The organism is Streptomyces sp. NPDC051364 (assembly GCF_040682115.1).
Classification (GTDB): Bacteria; Actinomycetota; Actinomycetes; order Streptomycetales; family Streptomycetaceae; genus Streptomyces.
Window position 1 is genome coordinate 35,948 of the sequence record NZ_JBFBAH010000024.1, and the last position, 21,939, is coordinate 57,886.

Here is a 21,939-nt window from a genome sequence, read left to right on the forward strand (position 1 = left end):
CGCCCAACCATCGTCTCCACCTTTTCCCTCGCCTCGCGTAACGCTCAAGGGATACAAGGCCGGTTCGGAACATAGCCGCAGCACGCCGGTCCGGTCCGGGAATGCCACTCATTGAGCGGCAATTCGACAGACATCAGAATTGGAATCCAATTATTCGGAATTGGAACCTGATGATTATCGCCGGTTGCGCCGCGTCTCAGCGGCGGACGCGGGGCATGCCCAGGCCGATCCAGGAGATGATCTCGCGCTGGATCTCGTTGTTGCCGCCGCCGAAGGTGAAGATCACGGCGCTGCGGTAGCCGCGTTCGAGCTCGCCGTGCAGGACCGCGCCCGCGGAGCCGTCCTTGAGGGAGCCGGCCGCGCCGACGACCTCCATCAGCCAGGCGTACGCGTCCCTGCGGGCCTCGGAGCCGTACACCTTGACGGCGGAGGCGTCCTGCGGGGTCAGGGTGCCGTCCTGGACGGCGTTGACCATCTGCCAGTTGAGCAGTTTCATCGCGTCGAGCCGGGCGTGGGTGCGAGCCAGGCGGCCCCGGACCCAGGAGAGGTCGATGACGCGGCGGCCGTCGGCGAGCTTGGTCCCGGCGGCCCAGCGCTGTACGTCGTGCAGGGCACGGATGGCCATGGTGCCGTGGGCGGCCAGCGTGACGCGCTCGTGGTTGAGCTGGTTGGTGATCAGGCGCCAGCCCTTGTTCTCCTGCCCGACGCGGCGGTTCGCGGGGACCTGGATGTTCTCGTAGTAGCTGGCGGTGGTGTCGTGCGAGGCAAGGGTGTTGATCAGGGTGCAGGAGTAGCCGGGGTCGGAGGTCGGCACGAGGAGCATGGTGATGCCCTTGTGCGCGGGGGCGTCCGGGTCGGTGCGGACGGCGAGCCAGACCCAGTCGGCGGTGTCGCCGTTGGTGGTCCAGATCTTCTGGCCGTTGACCACGTACGTGCCGGTCTCCTCGTCGCCCTCACGGACGGCCTTGCACTTGAGCGCGGCGAGGTCGGTGCCGGCATCCGGCTCGCTGTAGCCGATGGCGAAGTCGATCTCCCCGGCCAGGATCTTCGGCAGGAAGGACGCCTTCTGCTCGTCGGTGCCGAACTGCATGATGGTCGGCCCGACGGTGTTGAGCGCCATCAGCGGCAGCGGTACGACGGCCTGCGCGGCCTCGTCGAAGAAGATGAACTGGTCCATCGGGGACATCCCGCGGCCGCCGTACTCCTTGGGCCAGCCGACCCCGAGCCAGCCGTCGGCGCCGAGCCGGCGGATGGTCTCCCGATAGAAGCGCTTCTGCGCGGCGGGGTCCTCGTAGCGGGCGTAGACGTCCTCCGGCACCAGCTCGGCGAAGTAGGCGCGCAGTTCGGTGCGCAACTGCTGCTGCTCAGGCGTGTATTCGAGGTGCACGGCCCCTCCGGGTGTCTCGCGGTCCAGCCGGTCGCTGTGGTGGCGGCGCACAGAGTAGAACGTGTTCCAAGAAGGGGGAAGGACTCGCGGGCCGCCGATTCCGCCGACCGCCGACAGGGCGCCGGGCTGTGGCCGACAATGGGCGTGCGTGGTACGGGAGTTCACAGAACCGGGGGGACACATGGACAAGGCCTGGGAGCAGGAGTTCGCCGGCCGGGACCGGATGCCGGAGCGCCGGGACCGGATGCCCGCGGACCAGCCTCCCACCGACCGCGTGCGCGCGGACCGGCTCCCCGCCGCCCGGTCGGAGCACTCCGGGGGCGTGACCCAGATCCACGAGCCGGGAGCGCTGCCCGTCGACCCCGGGGTCCCCGCCCGCGAGGGGTGCTGGGAGCTGCTGCCGAGCGATGTACGCACCAAGACGCTCGAGAAGGCGGGCCGGTCCCTGGTGTGGTGGGCCAGGCTCTACGACGACGGCGCCCCGTTCGCGGTGGTGTTCGGAGACCGGGGGCTGTGCCGCGTCCAGCCGGTGTACCGCAACGGCCGCGCGGAGGAGCACCGGGGCGAGCGGGTCCGGGTGGAGCCCGGGTCACTGCTGAGCCGCTCCTTCGACGCGCGGCCGGCGCAGGCGGGCGGCGGCTCGGCCGCGCCCGGCCGGCCCGGCGCACCGGTGGAGCGGCTGGTCCTGGACCCGCCGGAGGCCCAGGGGGTGCTCGGGCACTTCCCCCTCGACGTGCAGGACTTCCTGCAGCGCCCCTTCCTGGCCGGCCGGCGGACCGTCACTGCCGAGTGGTACTACGAGGAGACCGTCGAGCCCACGCACACCGGCCTGTTCGTCCTCCTGTGCCTCTCCACCGACCGCCACGTCACCGCGATCGAGGCCCGCCGCACCCTGGACCGGGGCGCGACACCGGACCGGGCCCGGTGGCACTCCCTCACGTGCCACCAGGCCCGGCTCACCCCCCGCTGACCCTCGCGGGCCCGATCAGGGAAGGAAGACCACCGAGCGCAGCTTGAGGCGCGCCGAGCCGTAGCCGGTGAACGGGCGCAGGTCGAAGTGGGCGCCCGTGCAGTCGGCCTCGGTGAAAACCCGCGCGTAGGCGTCGGTCCGGTTGCGCGGGGAGAAGGCCGGCTCGGAGGAGTCCGGGTCGGCGACCTCGGGGATGACGACGCACGTGCGGTCCTCCGGGTCGGAGAACCGCTCCTGCCGCGGCTGCCCGTCCAGGCCGACGTACGAGTACTCGAACTCGCCCGTGGCGGCACTGGCCGAGCCGGGGACGGCGAGGAGGAGGGTGAGGGCGCTGGCGGCGGCGACCACGGCAGTACGGAGGCGCATGGGGGCTTCCCTTTCGGATGGCGGTGCGGAGGACGTCACTGAAGGCGACGGTGATCACGCTAGGGGGCTCCGAGCATGATCAAACGGTTCTTCCGCTTCACCGAAAAGGGTGGTTTCCCGCCCTATTGTCCAGGGCATTTACCCCCTTTGCGCGCCCACGTTCGGCTCACCACACCGTCAGTTCAGCGCCGTGATCATCGCCGCGGCCGTCGCCGCCATCGCCGTACGGGCCGCCGTCAGGTACGGGCGCGGGTCCGCCGGGGTCAGGTGCGTGCGGATGGCCTCGGTCATGGCCAGGTTCAGCGCGGTGCCGATGTTGACCTTGCGGATGCCGCCCGCCACCGCCGCCGCGAGCTCCCCGTCCGGCAGGCCCGAGGAGCCGTGCAGCACCAGCGGCACGTCCACGGTCTTCGCCAGCCGGGCGAGCAGCGCGTGGTCCAGCGCGGCGGTGCGGCTGGTCATCGCGTGGCTGCTGCCGACCGCCACGGCCAGCGCATCGACACCGGAGTCGGCGACGAACCGCCGGGCCTCGTCCGGGTCGGTACGGGCACCGGGCGCGTGCGGGTCGAGCGGGGCGGCGCCGTTCTTCCCGCCGACCTCCCCCAGCTCGGCCTCGACCCACAGCCCGTTGGCGTGCGCCCAGTCGGCCGCGGAGCGGGTGGCCTCCAGGTTCTCCGCATACGGGAGCTGCGCGGCGTCGTACATCACCGAGCTGAACCCGGCGTCCACGGCCTGCCGGAGCAGGTCGGCGCTCTTGACGTGGTCCAGGTGCAGGCCGACCGGGATCCCGGCGGCCTCCGCGCAGGCGGTGGCGGCGCGCGAGATGGGCAGCAGCCGGCCGGCGCGGAACTTCACGGCGTTCTCGCTCAGTTGCAGGATGACCGGCAGGCCCGCCTGCTCCGCCCCGGCGACGACGGCCTCGGCGTGCTCCAGGGTGATGATGTTGAACGCGGCGACGGCGCGGCCGGCGGCGGCCGCCTCGAGGACGAGCGTCCCGGCGGAGACGAGGCTCATCGGACCGCCTCCTCACCGGCGGTGAGGATCACCGAGCGGGTCAGGTTCCGCGGCTGGTCCGGATCCAGGTCCTGGTGGGCCGCGACGGCGATCGCCAGCCGGTGGACCCGTACCAGCTCGGCGAGCGGATCGAGCCGCCCGGCCACCCACTGGCCGCCGGTCGCCCGCACCTGCTCGGCGAGCCCGTCGGGTGCCTCGCCGAGCGACCAGGTGAGGGTGCCGGGCCCGGTGACGCTGATCGGCCCGTGCCGGTACTCCATCGCCGGATACGACTCGGACCAGGACAGGGAGGCCTCGCGCATCTTCAGCGCGGCCTCGTGGGCGAGGCCCACGCTCCAGCCGCGGCCGAGGAAGGTGAACTGCCCGCGAGTGGCCGCCTGTTCGGGCAGCGGCTCGGCGAGCGCCGTACGCGCGTCGGCGACGGCTGCGGCGGTGTGCCGGCCGGCGTGGGCGCGCAGCAGGGTCAGGGCGGTGGTCGCGAAGCGGGTCTGCACGACGGACTGCTCGTCGGCGAAGTCGAGGACGACGAGCTCGTCGGCGAGGGTCATCACCGGCGTCGCCGGGTCCCCGATGACGGCGGTCGTACGCACACCGGCGTCCCGCAGCCCGGCCAGCAGATCGAGCACCTCGGTGGTGGTGCCGGACCGGGTCAGCGCCACGACCCGGTCGTAGCGCCGGTGCAGGGGGAACTCCGAGGCGGGGAAGGCGTCGGTCTCCCCCTGGCCGACCTCCTCGCGCAGGGCGGCGGCCGCCTGGGCCATGTAGTACGAGGTCCCGCACCCGACGATCGCGGTACGCTCCCCCGGCTGCGGCAGCAACGCCCGCTGGGACGGGGCCAGTTCGGCGGCCCGCTCCCAGCACTCGGGCTGGGTGCCCAACTCGTACGCGACGTGGCTCATGGCGGCTCCCTGGCGTGGTGGGTGCAGTTTCCTGCAAGGTAGCGGCCCATTTCACGCAACTTCAAGCACCTTAGGGGTTGATCTCCTGAGTTAATGTCGACACGTAGGCCGATGGAGCACACTCGAGGGGGTCGAACGCCGTGGGGTCCATGACCCGCAAGGAGCGCTGGCAGACGCTGCTGGATCTGCTGGTGGAGCGGGGCGAGCTGGAGGTCGAGCCGGCGGCGGAGGCCCTCGGCGTGTCCGCCGCGACCATCCGCCGCGACCTCGACCAGCTGGCCGAGCAGCAGCTGCTGGTCCGCACGCGCGGCGGAGCGGTGGTCCACGGCGTCTCGTACGAACTCCCCCTGCGCTACCGGACGTCCCGCCGCGCCGCGGAGAAGCAGCGCATCAGCCAGGCGGTGGCGGAGCTGATCACGCCGGGCGAGGTGATCGGCCTGACCGGCGGCACGACGACCACGGAGGTGGCCCGCGCCCTGGCCGGCCGCCCGGACCTGGCGTCGGGCTCGCCGGCGCTGACGGTGGTGACCAACGCGCTGAACATCGCGGGCGAGCTCGTCATCAGGCCGCAGTTCAAGATCGTGCTGACGGGCGGGGTCGCCCGCCCCCAGTCGTACGAGCTGACCGGCCCGCTGGCGCAGCAGGTCCTGGGCCAGCTCACGATGGACACGGCGGTCGTCGGTGTGGACGCCTTCGACCCGGCCGACGGCGCGGCGACCCGCCACGAGGACGAGGCCGCGATGAACCGCCTGCTGTGCGAACGGGCCCGCCGGGTGGTCATCGCGGCGGACTCCAGCAAACTCGCGGTCCGCGCCTTCGCCCGCATCTGCCCGACCCGCTCGGTGGACATCCTCGTAACGGACGTGTCCCTCCCGGACGCGGTGGCGGCGGAGTTCGAAGAGGCGGGTGTGGAGGTACGGCGGGTGTAAGGCCCCCTGTGAGGGGCGGCCGACCGGCCTGCGAAGATCGTGGACGCCGTGTTGCAGCGGCGCGCGCGAGCGGGGGTACGCCGGCAGGCGCGCCGCCCCCTTGGCATCCGCCACGTCGACGGAGAGCGTAGCGATCACTCCGTGTCGGGTGCACAGAGGGGGAGGTGAGTGGCCTGTCCGTGGTGGACGTGAGGGGCGGGAAGGCCGTTGGCGAGGGCGCGGCCGGACCGGTGATACGCCCGCGCGGGTTGGTGGACCTACGGGGGCAAGGCGGAGGACCGGTCCTGATGTCGTACCCGGCCGGCGCTGTGGTGGTGGTGTCCGGACTCCCCGGCAGCGGCAAGAGCACCCTGCTCCGCCGCTGGTCGTGCGTGGCGCCCGTTGTCGACCCCCGAGCCTCCCACGTCGCCTGCGAGGCAGTGATGCCCGCGTGGCTGCCGTACGCGGTGTACCGCCCGTGGGCTCGGCTCAGGCACTTCTGGCGGCTGCGCAGCGAAGTCCTCTCGGAGGGACCGCTCCTGGCCCACGACTGCGGCAGCCGGACCTGGATGCGGCGGTGGCTCTCCTGGACGGCGCGGCGCCGCGGCGGTGAGCTGCACGTCGTCCTGCTGGACGTCGGAGCGGCCGAGGCCCTGGCCGGGCAGGAGGCGCGGGCCCGGCGGGCCCCTCGCCGCGTGTTCGCGCGACATCGGCAGCGATTGGACCGACTGTTCGAAGCGCTCTGCCTGCACGGCTCGGCAGCGGTGCCCGAGGCGGTCTCGGTGGTACTGCTCGACCGGATTTCACGGGAACGCATGGCAGCGGTGCAGTTCAGCGCCGCCGATGGGCCTCGTGCCCCTCGCCACCGCCGCGCCACTCGACCGGATCGGAATCCGTGAGGGCTACCGCGCGAACCGTTCCCGCAGGGCCGCCAGGCCCCGTCGCGTACGTGCCGTCGCCGAAGACCTGCTCGACCTGGGCGACGGCGTCGGCGGACTCCGCCTCGTACGTGCCCTGCCCCCGTACCCACTCCCGACGCCGATCGGCTCGGACCCCGCCACCTGCTCCGCTCAGTGCGGCGGCAGGCGGCCCGCCTCGTGGCCCAGGGCTGCCAGGACCGGGGCGATCAGGGGGTGGGATTCCGCGCCGCGGCGGGTTGCCGCGAAGACCCTGCGGGTGGGCGCCGGGCCCGCCACCGGGCGGACCTGGACCTCCTTGAGGTCCATGCCGCGCAGCGCCGAGCGCGGGACGAGGGCCACTCCCGCCCCGGCTCCCACCAGTGCCGTCACGGCGCGGAAGTCGTCCGACGAGTGCACGAACCGGGGCTGGAAGCCCGCCAGTTCGCAGGCCAGCAGGGTCACGTCGTGGCACGGGTTCCCCGGATACTGCCCCACCCAGTCCGCGTCGGACAGGTCCGCCAGCGACACCTCGGGGAAGTCGGCCAGGGGGTGCCCCGAGGGGAGCACCGCGTCGAAGGGCTCCGCGTACAGCGGGAGTACCGAGAGGCGGCCGTCATCGGCGCCCGGGGCGCCGCGGTACTCGACCGCCAGCGCGAGGTCGGCTTCGCCGTCCAGCAGCAGCGGCAGGCTCTGGTCGCCTTCCGCATCCCGGACGCGGAGGCGGATGCCCGGGTGCTCGCGGGCCAGGCGGGCGATGGCCGGGGCGAGCACCTCGGCGATGCCGGTGGCGAAGGCCGCCACCGTGACCTCACCCGCGGCGCCTCCCGCGTAGGCGGCGAGCTCGGCTTCGGCACGCTCCAGCTGGGCGAGGACCTCGTGGGCGTGCCCGAGCAGGATGTCGCCGGCCGCCGTCAGCCGTACCCCCCGGCCGCTGCGGGTCAGCAGCACGTGCCCGGTCTCCTGCTCCAGCGCCGCGAGCTGCTGGGAGACGGCGGACGGGGTGAGGTACAGGGCTGCGGCCGCGGCGGTCACCGTACGGTGGTCCGCCACGGCCCGCAGAATTCGCAGCCGGCGGGGGTCGATCACCCCACCATTCTCGCAGGTGACGCAGGCCGCCAAGGCCGCCGATCGCGCCGCCCGGGCCACCCGGCCGGTCCGGCCGGTCTGACCCGTCAGGCCACCCGACGGGTCAGACCCGTCAGGCCCCCGCCGCCAGCGCCGAGCGGGCGTCGATGAAGGCCGCGATCGCGCGTTCCACGTCGGCCGTGGAGTGGGCCGCCGAGAGCTGGACGCGGATTCGGGCCGCGCCCATCGGGACCACCGGGTAGGAGAACCCGATCACGTACACGCCGCGCTCCAGCAGCAGCTCCGCCATCCTGGCGGCCTCCGCCGCGTCGCCGATCATCACCGGGGCGATGGCGTGGTCGCCGGGGAGGATCTCGAAGCCGGCCTCGGTCATCTTCGTACGGAAGAGCGAGGTGTTGGCCGCGAGGCGCTCGCGCAGGTCGCCGGCCGACTCCAGCAGGTCCAGGACCTTCAGGGAGGCGGCCGCGATGACCGGGGCGAGGGAGTTGGAGAACAGGTACGGGCGCGAGCGCTGGCGCAGCAGCTCGACGATCTCGGCGCGGGCCGCGACGTAGCCGCCGGACGCGCCGCCCAGGGCCTTGCCGAGGGTGCCGGTGATGATGTCGATGCGGTCCATGACCCCGTGCAGCTCCGGCGTGCCGCGGCCGCCGGGGCCGACGAAGCCGACGGCGTGCGAGTCGTCGACCATGACCATGGCGTCGTAGCGCTCGGCCAGGTCGCAGATCTCGGCGAGCGGCGCGACGTAGCCGTCCATGGAGAAGACGCCGTCCGTGACGATCAGCTTGCGGCGGGCGCCGCCCTCGGTGGCCTCCTTCAGGCGGGCCTCGAGCTCGGTCATGTCGCGGTTGGCGTACCGGAAGCGGCGGGCCTTGGACAGGCGGATGCCGTCGATGATCGAGGCGTGGTTGAGGGCGTCGGAGATCACCGCGTCCTCGGCGCCGAGCAGGGTCTCGAAGACGCCGCCGTTGGCGTCGAAGCACGAGGAGTAGAGGATCGTGTCCTCCTGGCCGAGGAACGAGGACAGCCGCGCCTCGAGCTCCTTGTGCACCTCCTGCGTACCGCAGATGAAGCGGACCGAGGCCATGCCGTAGCCCCAGCGGTCCAGCGCGTCCTTGGCGGCGGCGACGACCTCGGGGTGGTCGGCCAGGCCCAGGTAGTTGTTGGCGCAGAAGTTGAGGACCTCACCGGGCGCGCCGCCCGCGGTGACCGCCACGGCCGCGTTCTGCGGGGTGCCGATGACGCGCTCGGGCTTGTGCAGGCCCGCGGCGCGGATCTCGTCGAGGGTGGTGCGGAGGTCTTCGCGTACGGACTCGAACATGGGCTTCGGCTTCTCCTTGAGCGGCGGACGAAGGGGGCCGGGCCCCGCGGAGGGGGGAGGGTGGGCGGGGCCCGGCCGGAGGGAGATGGTTCGGTGGGACGGAGGCGGGGAGGAACGGAGGGCCGTTGCGCCCTCCGGTCCGGGGGCCGGAAGGGCCCTTACGCCGTCCAGTCCAGGATGATCTTGCCACTGCGGGCGGTGGCCGCCTCGTCGAACGCGGCCTCGAAGTCACGGTGCGAGTAGCGGCCGGTGATGACCGGGCTGAGGTCCAGGCCGCCCTCCAGCAGCACCGTCATCGCGTACCAGGTCTCGAACATCTCGCGGCCGTAGATGCCCTTGATCGTGATCATCGAGGTGACGACCTTCGCCCAGTCCACCGGGAACTCCTGCGCGGGCAGGCCCAGCATGGCGATCCGGCCGCCGTGCGTCATGTTGTCGATCATGTCGCGCATGGCCTCGGCGCGGCCGGACATCTCCAGGCCGATGTCGAAGCCCTCGCGCAGGCCCAGTCGCGCCTGCGCGTCGGCGATCGTCGCCTTCGAGACGTCGAGCGCGAGCGTGGCGCCGGCCTTGCGGGCGATCTCGAGGCGCTCGGGGCTGACGTCGGTGATGACGACGTTGCGCGCACCGGCGTGCTTGGCCACGGCCGCCGCCATGATCCCGATCGGGCCCGCGCCGGTGATCAGCACGTCCTCGCCGACCAGCGGGAACGACAGCGCCGTGTGAACGGCGTTGCCGAACGGGTCGAAGATCGCCGCCACGTCCAGGTCCACGGGGGTCCGGTGCACCCACACGTTCTGTGCGGGCAGGACGACGTACTCGGCGAAGGCGCCGTCCCGCCCGACGCCGAGGCCGACCGTGCTGCGGCACAGGTGGCGGCGCCCGGCCAGGCAGTTGCGGCACTTGCCGCACACCAGGTGGCCCTCGCCGCTGACGAGTGCGCCGGTCTCGATGTCCTGGACGTCAGTGCCGACGGCGGCGACCTCGCCCACGAACTCGTGGCCGAGCACGAGCGGCGTCTTGACCGCGCCCTGCGCCCAGCCGTCCCAGGAGCGGATGTGCAGGTCCGTACCGCAGATGCCGGTGCGCAGCACCTTGATCAGCACGTCGCCGGGGCCGTACTCGGGCTCGGGTACGTCCATGAGCCACAGTCCGGGCTCGGCCTTGTGCTTGACGAGTGCCTTCATCGGGGTGGCTCCAGGCATGCGGAGGGAACGTTGCAACCACAGGGTCGGGTGCGACGTATCGACAGGGACCAATCTGCCGAGCGCGGAGGTGATCAGTCCATCGAGGATTTCTTAAGCGGGTCGACAGCCCAGCTTCACGCCTATGCTCCTCACGTGATGGGCTGTGGCCTGGGCAGGGGCCTGCGGCCGGGGCAGGGAATGGGGAGGTGAGGGGCGTGCCGAGTCTGCGCAGCAGAGCGCTGTCGGTCGCGCTGATCGCGGCGGGTCGGCGAAGACGGTTTGCGAGTGCCGAGGCGGTACGCGCGCGGGTGGCCGAGTCGGCCCGCCGGCCGGCGTCGCACCTGCCGCCGCGCTCGCTGGGCCGGGTCGCCGAGGTCTCCCGTACCTTCGTCGGCGCCTGGCCGGTGTACGACGCCTCGCCGCGCGGGGTCGAGCCCGCGGCCCAGGTGCTGTACGTGCACGGCGGCGGGTACATCAACGAACTCGTCCGGCCGCACTGGTCGATGATCCGGAGCCTGGTCACCGAGGCGCAGGCGCGCGTCGTCGTACCCGCGTACATACTGGCCCCGCGCGGGACCGCGGACCGGACGGTTCCGGTGGCCGCGGACCTGCTCAGCGGTTTGATCGCGAGCGGCGGAGCGGGCGGCACCGTGCTCATCGGGGACGCGGCGGGAGCCGGGATGGCGCTGGCCGCCGCCCAGCGGCTGCGCGACCGTACGGGGGCGCAGCCGTCGCGGATCGTACTGATCTCGCCATGGCTGGACCTGACCATGAGCCACCCGGACCAGGCGGCCATCGAGCCCGCCGACCCGGTGCAGGCGCGGCCGGGGCTGCTGGAGGCCGGCCGGCTGTACGCGGGCACCCTGGCCACCGACGATCCGCGGGTGAGCCCCCTGCACGGCTCGTTCGCGGGGCTGGCGCCGCTGACGGTGTTCACCGGCACCCGGGACGTGCTGACCACCGACAGCCGGGAGCTGCTGCGCCGGGCGCGTGCGGACGGCGTGGAGGTTGAGTTCCACGAGGAGCCGGGGCTGCCGCACGGGTACCCGCTGCTGCCGGTGCCGGAGGGGCGGGCGGCCCGTGACCGGATCGTCGAGCTGATCAGGTCGGCCGCCGACGAGTGACGGCCGGCCGGGCCGGCGGGCGGGCCGGCGTGGGGACCGCCCTGTGGGCTGCCGGGTGGGCCGTCACGCCGTGCAGGTCATCAGCGAGCTGATCGGCCAGGCACGGTAGGCGGTCCAGTACGCCTCGTCGCGGGCGCCGTCGGCGGGCGGGGTCCGGTTGGGCTGCCAGCCGACCGTGGAGAAGCCCGCCTCGACGGCGGCCTCGGCGAAGTCGGCGTGCGCCCATTCGCGGAACTCGAAGTCGGCCGGGGGCTGGGTCAGGAACTGCGCCTTCAGCAGCGGCGCGTCGCCTTCGTGGACGCGGTCGACGATCCGCACCCCGTACGGCGACCAGTCGACGTTCGGGTACGCGCCGGCGTTGGGCACGATGGCCAGCAGGCGGCCGCCGTCGCGCAGGTTGGCCCGGATGGACCGGAACATGGCGTGCAGGGCGGACCGGTCGGCGGCGTAGTTGAACAGGTACACGGCGGTGGCCAGGTCGAAGGGGCCCATCTGCGGCAGCTTGGCGGCGTCGGCCACCAGGTACTCGATCGACGCGGCTTCGACGGGCGCTGCTTCCGTGGACGCGGCTTGCGTCGATGCCGTGTCGGCGGCGGCCGGCTCGGTGTCGGCGGCCGCCGCCGTGGCTGCCACCGCACCCGCCCCACGAACCGGAAGTACTGCGCCCACCGCACCTTCCAACGCGCCCACGCCGTCCGCGCCGATCACCCCGTGCGCGCGGGCCAGCCGGATCATCTCCTCCGAGATGTCCACGCCGACGGCCCGGCGGGCCCCGCCGCGGGCCAGCAGCCGCGTGTTGTAGCCGTATCCGCAGGCCAGGTCGAGGGTGTCGAGCCCGCGCACCCCGCCGAGCGCGTCGAGCGCCCCGAGCAGGGTGTGGGTGTCGGCCGCCGAGAAGGCCGCCGTGGTCTTCGACTCCACGAACCGCTCGCCGATGCTGTCGTACTGGAACCGCATGCTCTGCCTTCCGTGGAGGGGTGGGACGCGTGCGTATCGTGCCCCGGAGCGCGGCCGGCGAGGGCGTGTGCGGCGGCCCGTCCCCCGGACGGGGGAGGCGTTCGGGTCAGTGCGTACGGCGTACGGGGTGTCCGGCGACCGCCGGGAGCAGTTCCCGGGCGCAGTCGCGCAGCCAGGCGTGGGCCGGGTCGGCGTCGTGGCGCGGGTGCCAGGCGATGCCGAACGGCAGGGTCGGCAGGTCGAGCGGGATGTCGAAGGCCTCCAGCCCCAGCTCGGCGGCGAGCGGCACGGCCTGTGAGGCGATCAGGCCGACGAGGTCGCTCTCGCGCAGGATGAACAGGGAGGCGGGGTAGGAGCCGACGCTGCCCACCACCCGCCGGGACAGGCCCTGTTCGGCGAGGGCCGCGTCCACCGGGCCCTCCAGCCGGCCGCGCCGGGACACGATGAGGTGCTGGACGGCGGCGAACCGGCGCGGGGTGATCCGGCCCCGCAGCAGCGGGTGGCCGGCCCGGGCGACGCCCATCATGTGCTCGTCGAAGAGGTGCTCGACGCGCACTTCGGGGGACCGGCTGTCCACGACGCCGAGTTCGAGGTCGGCGATGCCCTCGCGCAGGGCCGGGACGTCCACGTGGCTCTCGGACAGGAAGCGCAGCCGGACGCCGGGCGCCTCCTCGGCCACCCGGGAGAAGAGCGTGGCCCCGAAGGTGGCGGCGAAGGCGTCGTGGGCCAGCACGGTGAAGGTGCGGGTGAGGGTGGGGAGGTCGACCTGCCCACCCGCCAGGAAGAGGGCCCGGGCCCGTTCCACGACGGCCCGGACCTCGCCGTGGACGGCGAGGGCGTGCGGGGTCGGGACCATGGTCCGCCCGGCGCGTACCAGTACGGGGTCGCCGAGGGCCTTGCGGATCCGGCCGAGGGTGCGGCTCATGGCGGGCTCGGAGAGGTGCAGGCGGGCGGCCGCGCGGGACACGCTCGACTCCTCCAGGAGGACGTCCAGGGCGACGAGGAGATTGAGGTCCAGGCCGGATTGCGTCACACGCATTCATCCCTTGCAGAACTTGCACTGGAAAGCAGGTCACGCCAACTCTACGGTGAGGCACAGGGGATGACGCCGACCGCGCTCCCCCTCCCCCACACCACTTCACCGTCACCGACTCCGAGGAGGAGCCGTGCTCCGCCATGCCCGCGAACGGGATGCCACACATCCCGCCGCCGATCCGTCCGCCCCGGCGCCCGCCGCCCTCACCCGGCCCGCGCTGCTCGTCCTGTGTGCGTGCGTACTGGTCGCGCAAGCCATGGTCGCCGCCGTCAACCTGCTGATCCCGCAGCTCGCCGCGTCCGTCCTGCACCCGACACCCGGCCAGCTGGTCTGGGCGGTCGACGCCTACGTCATCGTCTTCGCCGCGCTGCTGATCCCGGCGGGCGCCCTCGGCGACCGGTACGGCCGCAAGGGCACGCTGCTCGCCGGACTCGCGCTGTTCGCCGCGGGCGGGGCGGTCAGCGCGCTCGCCGCGGCCCCGGCGGTGCTCATCGCCGGGCGCGGGCTGTGCGGGGCCGGCGCGGCCCTGATCATGCCCGCCACCATGTCCGTCCTGATCCACCTGAGCCCGCCCGAGCGCCGCGGCCAGGCGCTGGCCACCTGGACGCTGGCCGCCGGACTCGGGGGCCTGGCGGGCAACGTCGGGGGCGGCCTGGCCGGGGAGTACCTGACCTGGCGGGCGCTGTTCTGGGCGGTCGTCCCGCTGGGCGCGCTGCTCGCGCTCGCCGTCGCCCGTACGGTCCCGCGCACCCCGGCCCGCTCCGATGCCTCCGTCGACCCGTTCGGCGCGCTGCTGCTGGCCGGGGCGCTCCTCGCGGTCGTCTACGGGATCATCGAGGGGCCCTCGTACGGCTGGACCTCGGCGGCGGTGCTGATCGCCTTCGGCACCGGCGCCGCACTGCTCGCCGCCTTCACCGGCCACGCGCTGCGCGCCGCGCAGCCGCTGCTGGACCCGCGGATCTTCGCCTCGCGCAAGCTGCGCGCCGGAGCGCTCGGCATCGGCGCCGCGTTCTTCGGGCTGTTCTCCCTCTTCTTCGTCAACGCCCAGTACCTCCAGTACGCGAAGGGCTTCTCGCCCGCCCGGACGGGCCTGGCGATCATCCCGCTCACCGTCGGCATGGCGGTCGTGCCGAAGCTGGGCGCGCGGCTCGCGGAGCGGACCGGGCCGCGGCTGCCGGTCGGTATCGGGCTGGGCCTGATCGGGGCCGGGCTGCTGCTGGTCTCCACCGCCGACGCGGACACCCCGTACGCCCTGTACGCCTGCCACCTGCTGGTGCTGTCGGTCGGGACGGGCCTGTGCGCGCCGTCGCTGACCCTGACGGTGGTCGCGGAGCTGCCCGCGCACCAGGCCGGGCTGGGCTCCGGGCTGAACACCGCGGCCCGGGAGATCGGCGCGGCGCTGGGGGTGGCGGTGGTCGGCACGGTGCTGGCCTCCCGGTTCCACGGCGATCCGCAGGATCCGGCGCAGATCGGCGCCTTCACGGACGCGATGGGGGTCGCGCTGCGCACGGTGGCCGCCGTGCTGCTGCTGGCGGCGCTCGCGGTGGTGGCCGGCTACCGGGACGGCAGGGGCACCCGCCGGGGCGCGGGGCGCGGGCGCCGGGATGCAGCGTCCGGCGTCGGGGGCGCATGCTGACTGTGTGACGGCGAGAGCGGACAGCGGCCCCGCCACCGACGCCACGGCCCGCGTGCTCGCACGGGCCTGCGTCGATGCGGTGCAGGCCGTCGGCGGGTTTGCGGGCGGTGTCTACCTGCGCTCCGGCGCCGAGGGAACGCTGCTGCTCGCCGTGCTCACGGGCCTGCCCGGAAAGCTGTTCCGCCCGTGGTGGCGGCTGCACGTGAACCGCCCGTACCCGGTCGCCGAGGCCTACCGCTCCGGCCAGTCGGTGCACCTGCCCGACGCGGATACGGCCATGCAGCGCTTCCCGCAGATGATGGCCGGGCTGCCGTTCCCCTTCGGCTCGTTCTACGAGCCGATCATGGCCGGGGCCGAGCGGTTCGGGGTGCTGTTCGTCCTGCGCCCCGCGACCCCCGGCTCCTCGGTCGACGCCGCCGACCGGGAGCGGTTGCGCTCCGCCGCGGACGGGCTGGCCGACGGGCTGGCCGCGCTCACCGGGACCGGGGAACCGGTGCTCTGGAAGGGCGATCCGGTGTGCGTACCGCCCTCGGACACGGCGCAGGGCGCGCGCGAGGCGGTGGAGCGGCTCACGCTGTCGGTGCTCTCCGTGGACCGCGCGGGCAGGATCCGCTACGTCAACCACGCCGCCGCACGCCTGCTGGCCCTGGGTGCGCCGGAGCTGCGCGGGCGGGTGGTGTGGGAGGCGGTGCCCTGGCTCGGGCAGCCCGCGTACGAGGACCATTTCCGCGGGGTGTTCATGTCCGGCGAGCCGGTGCGCTTCCCGGCCCGGCGCGGCCGGCAGTCGGACGGGGACTGGGTGACGGTGGACCTGTACCCGGGCCCGGACGGGGTGACCGTGACGATCGGCGCGGCCGATCCGCCCGTCTACGCCCCCGGGTCGGTGGTCCGGCCGGGCGCGGGGCTGGGTTCACCGGCCGACCGGGCCTCGGCGCTGTACCGGCCGGTGGCCCTGGCGATCGCGCTGACGGAGGCGGTCACGGCCCGCCAGGTGTCGGCGGTGGTCACCCAGGAGCTGCTGCCCGCCTTCGGCGGCCGCCAGCTGGCGATCTACCTGCTCAACGAGCGGCATCTGCACCTGGCGTGGGAGACGGGCTTCCCGCAGGGCTTCCTCGACCGGTTCGACGGGGTGGCGCTCGACGTCCGGCTGCCGGGCGTGGAGACGCTGACCACGGGCCGGCCGATGTTCTTCGAGTCGATGGAGCACCTGGCCGCCGCCTATCCGGGAATCCCGCTGGACGCCCACACAGGGGCCCGCGCGTTCCTGCCGCTGATCGCCTCGGGCCGGCCGGTGGGCTCGTGCATCCTCGGTTTCGACACGCCGCGCGGGTTCAGCCCGGAGGAGCGCACGGTGCTGACCGCGCTGGCCGGGCTGATCGCTCAGGCGCTGGAGCGGGCGCAGCGCTACGACTCCGAGGCGGCGCTGGCCCGCGGACTGCAGGCGGCGCTGCTGCCGCACCGGCTGCCGGTGGGTGGGCACGTGGAGACGGTGGCCCGGTATCTGCCCGGCACCCAGGGCATGGACGTCGGCGGCGACTGGTACGACGTGATCGAGACGAACGAGGGCGTGCTGGCCCTGGTCATCGGGGACGTCCAGGGCCACGGGGTGGCGGCCGCCGCGACCATGGGCCAGCTGCGCAGCGCCGTACGGGCCTTCACGCTCGGCGGCAGTCCGCCGGAGCAGGTGATGGCGGGCACCAACCGGCTGCTGATCGACCTGGACCCCGGCCAGTTCGCCAGCTGCTGCTACGTCCTGCTCGATCCGGCGTCGGGCCGGGCGCAGGCCGTCCGGGCCGGGCACCCGCAGCCGCTGCTGCGCCACGCGGACGGGCGGGCGGAGGTGCTGGACCTGCCGGGCGGGGTGGTGCTCGGCATCGACATGGACGCCGCGTACCCGGTGACGGAGCTGCGGCTGGCGCGGGGCTCAGTGCTCGCCCTGTACACGGACGGGCTGGTCGAGGTGGTGGGGGAGGACATCGACCTCGGCGTGGAGCGGCTGCGGGCGGCGCTGGCGGCGGCCCGGCCGTCGCCGCTGACGGAGACGGCCGACCGGCTGGTGGGCGAGGCGGGGAACTCCGCGGACCGGCCGGACGACATCGCCCTGCTGCTGGCCTTGCGCAAGGACGCCGGGCCTGCCGCGAGCGACTGACCCGAAAGGCGTTGCGGGAGCTCTGCCGGCAGCGTTGCGGGGTGCCCACTCCTTGGGCAGATGGTGTCGCCGCGGGCACATGTCGGCAAAGCGGAAGAAAATTTGCCCGCACTCCGCTGCGGTTCCCGCACCCGGACTCTGTGCAGCGTTTACGCGGTCTTAACACTGCCGTAGGGCCGCCGCAGCTCGGCGGGACGATGGAATCCGCAGGGGAACTGCTATTGACCTGCGGATCTCGCAGGGATTCGATGTCGGCCCGGGAGCCACTGAACCACTCTGCTCACCACCGCCTCGGAGGCGATACCGCTCCCGCACCTCAGCTCACCGCACCTGCCGATCGGAACCCCGCACTGATGTCTGAAACGATCAGCGCCCCTCAGGCCCTCGCGCCCGCCACCGGGCCCGTCCCCCAGAAGCTCAAGCGTTCCATCGGCGTCGTCGGGGGCACACTGCTGACGCTCTCGTGCGTGACGCCCGCTTCGACCCTGTTCGTCGTCGTGCCCGACCTGTTCGCCAGCCTCGGCACGTGGACGGCCCTCACGATCGCCATCGGCTCGCTGCTCTGCATCGGCGTCGCGTTCTGCTATTCCGAGCTCGGCACCCTGATCCCCAGCGCCGGCGGCGAGTACGCGATGGTGTCGACCCTCGCGGGCCGGCTGGCCGGGTGGCTGGTGTTCGTACTCTCCCTGCTGGTCGTGATGATCGTGCCGCCCGTGATCGCCATGGGTACGGCCGACTACCTCGCGCCGATCGTGCACATACCGGCTCCGGTCGCGGGCGGCGGCGTGATGCTGCTCGCCACCCTCGCCGGCCTTCTCGACCTGCGGGCCAACGCCTGGATCACCGGCATCTTCCTGGTGCTCGAGGTCATAGCCGCCGCGCTGGTCGCCGTACTGGGCTTCGCGCACAGCGAGCGGGGCACCGGTGCACTGGTGCACGGCACGGTCGCGGCCGAGGGCGGCGGTACGTCCACGGTGACCGCGATGATGGTCGTCTCCGGGCTCGCCATCGCCCTGTTCATCACCCAGGGCTTCTCGACCGCCGTCTACCTCTCCGAGGAGCTCGAGAACCCGCGGCGCAACGTCGCCCGGACCGTGCTCGCCACCCTCGCCATCTCGACGGCCGTCATCCTGATCCCGGTCATCGCCATCACCGTGGGCGCGCCCGACCTCTCCGCGCTGGCCGAGGGCGACCTCGGCGGCATGGTGACCGCCTGGTCCAACTCGGCCGTCGGCACCTTCGTCAGCCTCTGCGTCGCCCTCGCCATCATCAACGCGGGCATCGTCATGGTGATCCAGAACTCCCGCGTGCTGTTCGCCTCCGCCCGCGACAAGGCCTGGCCCGAGCCGGTCAACCACGCACTGTCCAAGCTCGGCCGCTTCGGCTCCCCGTGGGTGGCCACGCTCCTCGTCGGCGTCCCGGGCGCGGCGCTGTGCTTCGTCAACCTCGACACCCTGTACGGGGTCACCGGCGTCTCGGTGACCGGCATGTACCTGCTGGTCGCGGTGGCCGCGTTGTTCTCCCGGCGCGGAGCGCACCGCGAGGTGGCCGCCTGGCGGATGCCGCTGTGGCCGGCGGTGCCGATCGTGCTGATCGCCGTACTCGCGTACATCCTGACCCAGCAGGAGACCCAGTACCTGCTGTGGACCGGCGGGATCACCGCCGTGGCCACGCTGTACTGGGCGCTGTACCTGCGGCCGCGGCAGGACAGCCGCTGGCTGGTCAGCATCCCGGAGGACGGCGAGCCCGCCGCGGTCTGACCCACCTCGGCGGGGCCGGCGGGATCAGTTCCCGTCGGCCCCGCCGATGCTGTCGACGGCGGGCCGGCCCAGGGTGATGGCCGTGTTCACCAGGCCGACGTGGCTGAACGCCTGCGGGAAGTTGCCGAGTTGGCAGCCGGACACCGGGTCGTACTCCTCCGCGAGCAGCCCCACGTCGTTGCGTACGGCCAGCAGCCGCTCGAACAGCTCCCGCGCCTCCTTCTCCCGCCCGGTCATGTGCAGCGCGTCGGCCAGCCAGAACGAGCAGGCCAGGAAGGCCCCTTCGTCGCCGGGCAGCCCGTCCACCGACGGGCCCTCGGTGCTGTAGCGGCGGACCAGGCCGCTGCTGCCGAGCTCCGCCCGGACCGCGTCGACCGTGCCGATCACGCGCGGGTCGTCGGGCGGCAGGAACCCGACCCGCGGGATGAGCAGGGTGGCCGCGTCCAGCTCGCGGGAGCCGTAGTACTGCGTGAAGGTGCCCCGTACGGGGTCGAAGCCGTTCTCGATCACATCCTGGTGCACCTGGTCCCGCATGGTCCGCCACCGCTGCACGTCGCCGAGCAGCGAGGAGTCGCTCTCCATGGTGCGCACGGCCCGGTCCGCGGCGACCCACGCCATCACCTTGGAGTGCACGAAGTGCCGGCGCGGCCCCCGCACCTCCCACAGGCCCTCGTCCGGCCGGCGCCAGTTGCGCTCCAGGAAGTCGAGCAGCGCGAGCTGGATCCGCCAGGCGTGCCGCTCCGCGGGCAGTCCGCTCGACCTGGCCAGGTACAGGGAGTCGAGGACCTCCCCGTACACGTCGAGCTGGAGCTGGTCCACGGCCGCGTTGCCGACGCGGACCGGGGAGGAGGCGGCGTAGCCGCGCAGCCACGGCAGGTCGAATTCGGGGATCCGCCGCTCGCCGCCGATCCCGTACATGATCTGGAGGTCGGCGGGGTCGCCGGCGACCGCGCGCAGCAGCCATTCGCGCCAGGCGTGGGCCTCGTCCAGGAAGCCGGTCTCCAGGAGGGAGCCGAGGGTCAGTGTGGCGTCGCGCAGCCAGCAGTAGCGGTAGTCCCAGTTGCGGACACCGCCGAGCTCCTCGGGGAGGGAGGTCGTGGCGGCGGCCGCGATGCCGCCGGTCGGCGCATAGGTGAGGGCCTTGAGGGTGATCAGGGAGCGGGTCACGGCCTCCCGGTAGGGGCCCTCGTAAGTGCACTGCTCGCTCCACTCGTGCCAGTCGGCGAGGCCCTGCTCCAGCGCCTCGTACGGATCGCAGGGCTCGGGGCGCGGCTCGTGCGAGGGGTGCCAGGTGAGGACGAAGGCGACCCGCTCGCCGGCGGTGAGGGTGAACTCGGAGCGGGTGCTGTTGGCCTCGCCCCAGGTGTGCACGGACGGCTCGCTGCGGAACCACGCGGAGTCGGGCCCGGCGACGGCGACCCGGTCGCCGTCGGCGCGCCGGACCCAGGGGACGACGTGCCCGTAGTCGAAGCGCAGGCGCAGCACGCTGAGTACGGCGACCTCGCCGGAGAGACCCTCGACGACCCGGATCACGTCGGGTGCGCTGTCGCGCTGTGGCATGAAGTCGATGACCTTGAACGAGCCGCCGTCCGGGGTGTCCCAGTAGGACTCCAGGACCAGCGAGCCGTCGACGTAGGCGCGGCGGGTGCACTGCGCGCCGTCGGCCGCCCCGGCCGGGGCGATGCGCCAGTGGCCGTTCTCCTTGTCGCCGAGGAGCGCCGCGAAGCAGGCGGGCGAGTCGAAGCGCGGCAGGCACAGCCAGTCGATGGACCCGTCGCGGCCGACGAGCCCGCTGGTCATGAGGTCGCCGATGAGTGCGTAGTCTTCGATGGGTTGTGTCATTTGTGCGCTGTTCCCCCGAATGCCCGGGTCCAATCAGCGTAGGGCCCGGGCACCCTCGGGCGCGCGAGTACTAGCGCCGCGTCTGGCAGCGTTTGCCGGTCAAGGAGCGGCGTCCGGTGCGTGCTCTCGGCGTGCCGGCCGCAAGCGCTCGTACTGGACGTACGTGAGCTTTCGGCCGGTGCGGCGAGAGTGCGTGCCGGGCGTCGCGACGGGGCGAACGCTGCCTGACGCGGCACTAGTTGCGTACGAGGAGCAGTGCGCCCGCGATGATCACGCCGAGGGCGACGGCGAGGGCGCCGTGGGCCAGGCGGTGGCTGCGCAGGACGGGCAGGAAGCGGTCGGCGGCGTACCGGCCGGGGCCGGTGAGGGCGAGGGCGGCGGCGCCCACGGTCAGGAGGAGCTCGTACTCGATGCCCTTCGGGGCGAAGAACGACCCGGCGCCGTGGACGGCGATCGCGTTGATCATGGTGCCGACGACGGCGGCTCCGGCGAGCGGGGTGAGCAGCCCGAGGACGAGGCCGAGGCCGCCCAGGGTCTCGGTCAGGCCGGCGAGCACGGCCATGGCGTCGCCCGACGGGTATCCGCTGGCGGTGAAGAACTGGCCGGTGCCGCTGATGCCGCCGCCGTCGAACCAGCCGAAGAGCTTCTGGGTGCCGTGGCCGGCCATGGTGAGGCCGAGGACCACGCGCAGGAGGAGCAGGCCGGCGTCGTGGGCAGGGGTGGAGAGGGCGAGCGGGACGGCCGGGACGGCAGCGGCCTGCGGCTTCGTCGCGGTGACGGAGGGGCTGGTCATGGGGGGGGATCCTTCCGGTCGGGCGGTCCGGGGCGGGGACGGAGTAGTTCAAATTCGAACCGCCAGCCCCTGACCCTAACCATTGATTCAAATTGGAACAACCCGTGTACCCTGGGCCCATGGCTGAAACGAGATGGCTGGACGAGCGCGAGATGCGCGCCTGGAGCGGCTTCCTGGCCGCATCCGCCCTGGTGAACCGCCGTCTCGACCAGCAGCTCAAGGACGATTCCGGGCTCTCGCACCCGCAGTACGAGATACTCGTGCGGCTCGCCGCGGCTCCGGACCGCGAGCTGCGGATGACGGAACTGGCCAATGGCCTGATCAATTCGAAGAGCGGGCTGACCTACCAGGTCACCCAGCTGGAGAAGGCGGGCCTGGTCCGCCGCCGCAGCTGCCCTTCCGACGTGCGCGGGGTCTTCGCCGTCCTCACGGACGCCGGCAGCGCCCGCCTGGAGGCCGCCGCGCCCGGTCATGTGGCCACCGTCCGGGAGGCACTGATCGACGTCCTCACCCCCGAGCAGCTCGAGGTGCTCGCGGACGGGCTGGGCGAGGTCAGCCGCCGACTGCGCGAGCACGGCGGATAACACGGCGGATCACACGGCAGACAT

Annotated in this window: 19 protein-coding genes; 8 read left to right on the forward strand and 11 right to left on the reverse strand. The window is 73.1% G+C overall.

The features are described from left to right. Positions 1-196: 196 nt before the first annotated feature. Positions 197-1,387, reverse strand: a complete 1,191-nt coding sequence (locus AB0M76_RS32900) for an acyl-CoA dehydrogenase family protein (protein WP_365956467.1) — start codon at positions 1,385-1,387, stop codon at positions 197-199. A 181-nt stretch (positions 1,388-1,568) separates the two neighbouring features. Between AB0M76_RS32900 and AB0M76_RS32905 the strand changes: the two genes are divergently transcribed. After that, positions 1,569-2,357 (forward strand): hypothetical protein, encoded by a 789-nt coding sequence (locus tag AB0M76_RS32905; protein WP_365956414.1) that lies wholly within the window; start codon positions 1,569-1,571, stop codon positions 2,355-2,357. 15 nt (positions 2,358-2,372) lie between these two features. Here AB0M76_RS32905 and AB0M76_RS32910 read toward each other — a convergent pair whose 3' ends face one another. From AB0M76_RS32910 to AB0M76_RS32920, 3 genes are all read right to left on the reverse strand, one after another. Then, positions 2,373-2,723, reverse strand: coding sequence for a hypothetical protein (locus AB0M76_RS32910; protein WP_365956415.1), 351 nt, complete (start codon positions 2,721-2,723; stop codon positions 2,373-2,375). Between the two features lie 177 nt (positions 2,724-2,900). Further along, on the reverse strand, positions 2,901-3,737 hold the full coding sequence (locus AB0M76_RS32915; protein WP_365956416.1) for a class II fructose-bisphosphate aldolase: 837 nt from the start codon (positions 3,735-3,737) through the stop codon (positions 2,901-2,903). Beyond that, on the reverse strand, positions 3,734-4,636 hold the full coding sequence (locus tag AB0M76_RS32920; protein ID WP_365956417.1) for an SIS domain-containing protein: 903 nt from the start codon (positions 4,634-4,636) through the stop codon (positions 3,734-3,736). Before AB0M76_RS32920 ends, AB0M76_RS32915 begins: the two co-directional genes overlap by 4 nt. Positions 4,637-4,785: 149 nt before the next feature. On the opposite strand from AB0M76_RS32920, the gene AB0M76_RS32925 reads away from it, so the two are divergent. Continuing rightward, positions 4,786-5,565 (forward strand): DeoR/GlpR family DNA-binding transcription regulator, encoded by a 780-nt coding sequence (locus AB0M76_RS32925; protein ID WP_365956418.1) that lies wholly within the window; start codon positions 4,786-4,788, stop codon positions 5,563-5,565. 287 nt (positions 5,566-5,852) lie between these two features. Next, complete coding sequence (locus tag AB0M76_RS32930) at positions 5,853-6,443, forward strand: ATP/GTP-binding protein (RefSeq protein WP_365956419.1); 591 nt, start codon at positions 5,853-5,855, stop codon at positions 6,441-6,443. Positions 6,444-6,614: 171 nt separating this feature from the next. Here the strand turns inward: AB0M76_RS32930 and AB0M76_RS32935 are convergent, their stop codons facing one another. From AB0M76_RS32935 to tdh, 3 genes are all read right to left on the reverse strand, one after another. After that, on the reverse strand, positions 6,615-7,529 hold the full coding sequence (locus AB0M76_RS32935; RefSeq protein WP_365956420.1) for a LysR substrate-binding domain-containing protein: 915 nt from the start codon (positions 7,527-7,529) through the stop codon (positions 6,615-6,617). A 112-nt stretch (positions 7,530-7,641) separates the two neighbouring features. Beyond that, positions 7,642-8,847: a glycine C-acetyltransferase gene (locus AB0M76_RS32940; RefSeq protein WP_266669810.1), complete on the reverse strand. Its 1,206-nt coding sequence runs from the start codon at positions 8,845-8,847 to the stop codon at positions 7,642-7,644. Between the two features lie 158 nt (positions 8,848-9,005). After that, a complete protein-coding gene (gene tdh / locus AB0M76_RS32945; RefSeq protein ID WP_365956468.1) occupies positions 9,006-10,034 on the reverse strand; it encodes an L-threonine 3-dehydrogenase in 1,029 nt (342 codons plus the stop codon). A gap of 215 nt (positions 10,035-10,249) precedes the next feature. Here tdh and AB0M76_RS32950 point away from each other — a divergent pair, with 215 nt between their 5' ends. Continuing rightward, a complete protein-coding gene (locus tag AB0M76_RS32950) occupies positions 10,250-11,158 on the forward strand; it encodes an alpha/beta hydrolase (protein WP_365956421.1) in 909 nt (302 codons plus the stop codon). Positions 11,159-11,221: 63 nt separating this feature from the next. Here AB0M76_RS32950 and AB0M76_RS32955 read toward each other — a convergent pair whose 3' ends face one another. Beyond that, complete coding sequence (locus AB0M76_RS32955; RefSeq protein ID WP_365956422.1) at positions 11,222-12,115, reverse strand: class I SAM-dependent methyltransferase; 894 nt, start codon at positions 12,113-12,115, stop codon at positions 11,222-11,224. A gap of 106 nt (positions 12,116-12,221) precedes the next feature. After that, a complete protein-coding gene (locus tag AB0M76_RS32960; RefSeq protein WP_365956423.1) occupies positions 12,222-13,154 on the reverse strand; it encodes a LysR family transcriptional regulator in 933 nt (310 codons plus the stop codon). Between the two features lie 214 nt (positions 13,155-13,368). Here AB0M76_RS32960 and AB0M76_RS32965 point away from each other — a divergent pair, with 214 nt between their 5' ends. The 3 genes from AB0M76_RS32965 to AB0M76_RS32975 all read left to right on the forward strand — a co-directional run bounded on the left by AB0M76_RS32965 (position 13,369) and on the right by AB0M76_RS32975 (position 18,696). Further along, a complete protein-coding gene (locus AB0M76_RS32965; RefSeq protein ID WP_365956469.1) occupies positions 13,369-14,787 on the forward strand; it encodes an MFS transporter in 1,419 nt (472 codons plus the stop codon). Further along, entirely contained in the window at positions 14,756-16,936 is a 2,181-nt protein-coding gene (locus tag AB0M76_RS32970; RefSeq protein ID WP_365956424.1) for a SpoIIE family protein phosphatase, read from the forward strand. Before AB0M76_RS32965 ends, AB0M76_RS32970 begins: the two co-directional genes overlap by 32 nt. A 353-nt stretch (positions 16,937-17,289) precedes the next feature. Then, on the forward strand, positions 17,290-18,696 hold the full coding sequence (locus AB0M76_RS32975) for an APC family permease (protein ID WP_365956425.1): 1,407 nt from the start codon (positions 17,290-17,292) through the stop codon (positions 18,694-18,696). Between the two features lie 24 nt (positions 18,697-18,720). On the opposite strand, the gene AB0M76_RS32980 is transcribed toward AB0M76_RS32975, so the two are convergent. Then, on the reverse strand, positions 18,721-20,538 hold the full coding sequence (locus tag AB0M76_RS32980; protein WP_365956426.1) for a glycoside hydrolase family 15 protein: 1,818 nt from the start codon (positions 20,536-20,538) through the stop codon (positions 18,721-18,723). A gap of 235 nt (positions 20,539-20,773) precedes the next feature. After that, entirely contained in the window at positions 20,774-21,331 is a 558-nt protein-coding gene (locus tag AB0M76_RS32985; protein ID WP_365956427.1) for a DoxX family protein, read from the reverse strand. Positions 21,332-21,450: 119 nt separating this feature from the next. Here AB0M76_RS32985 and AB0M76_RS32990 point away from each other — a divergent pair, with 119 nt between their 5' ends. Continuing rightward, the gene (locus tag AB0M76_RS32990) at positions 21,451-21,915 is read left to right on the forward strand and encodes a MarR family transcriptional regulator (RefSeq protein WP_327363546.1); all 465 of its coding nucleotides are present in this window, start codon (positions 21,451-21,453) and stop codon (positions 21,913-21,915) included. Positions 21,916-21,939 lie beyond the last annotated feature (24 nt).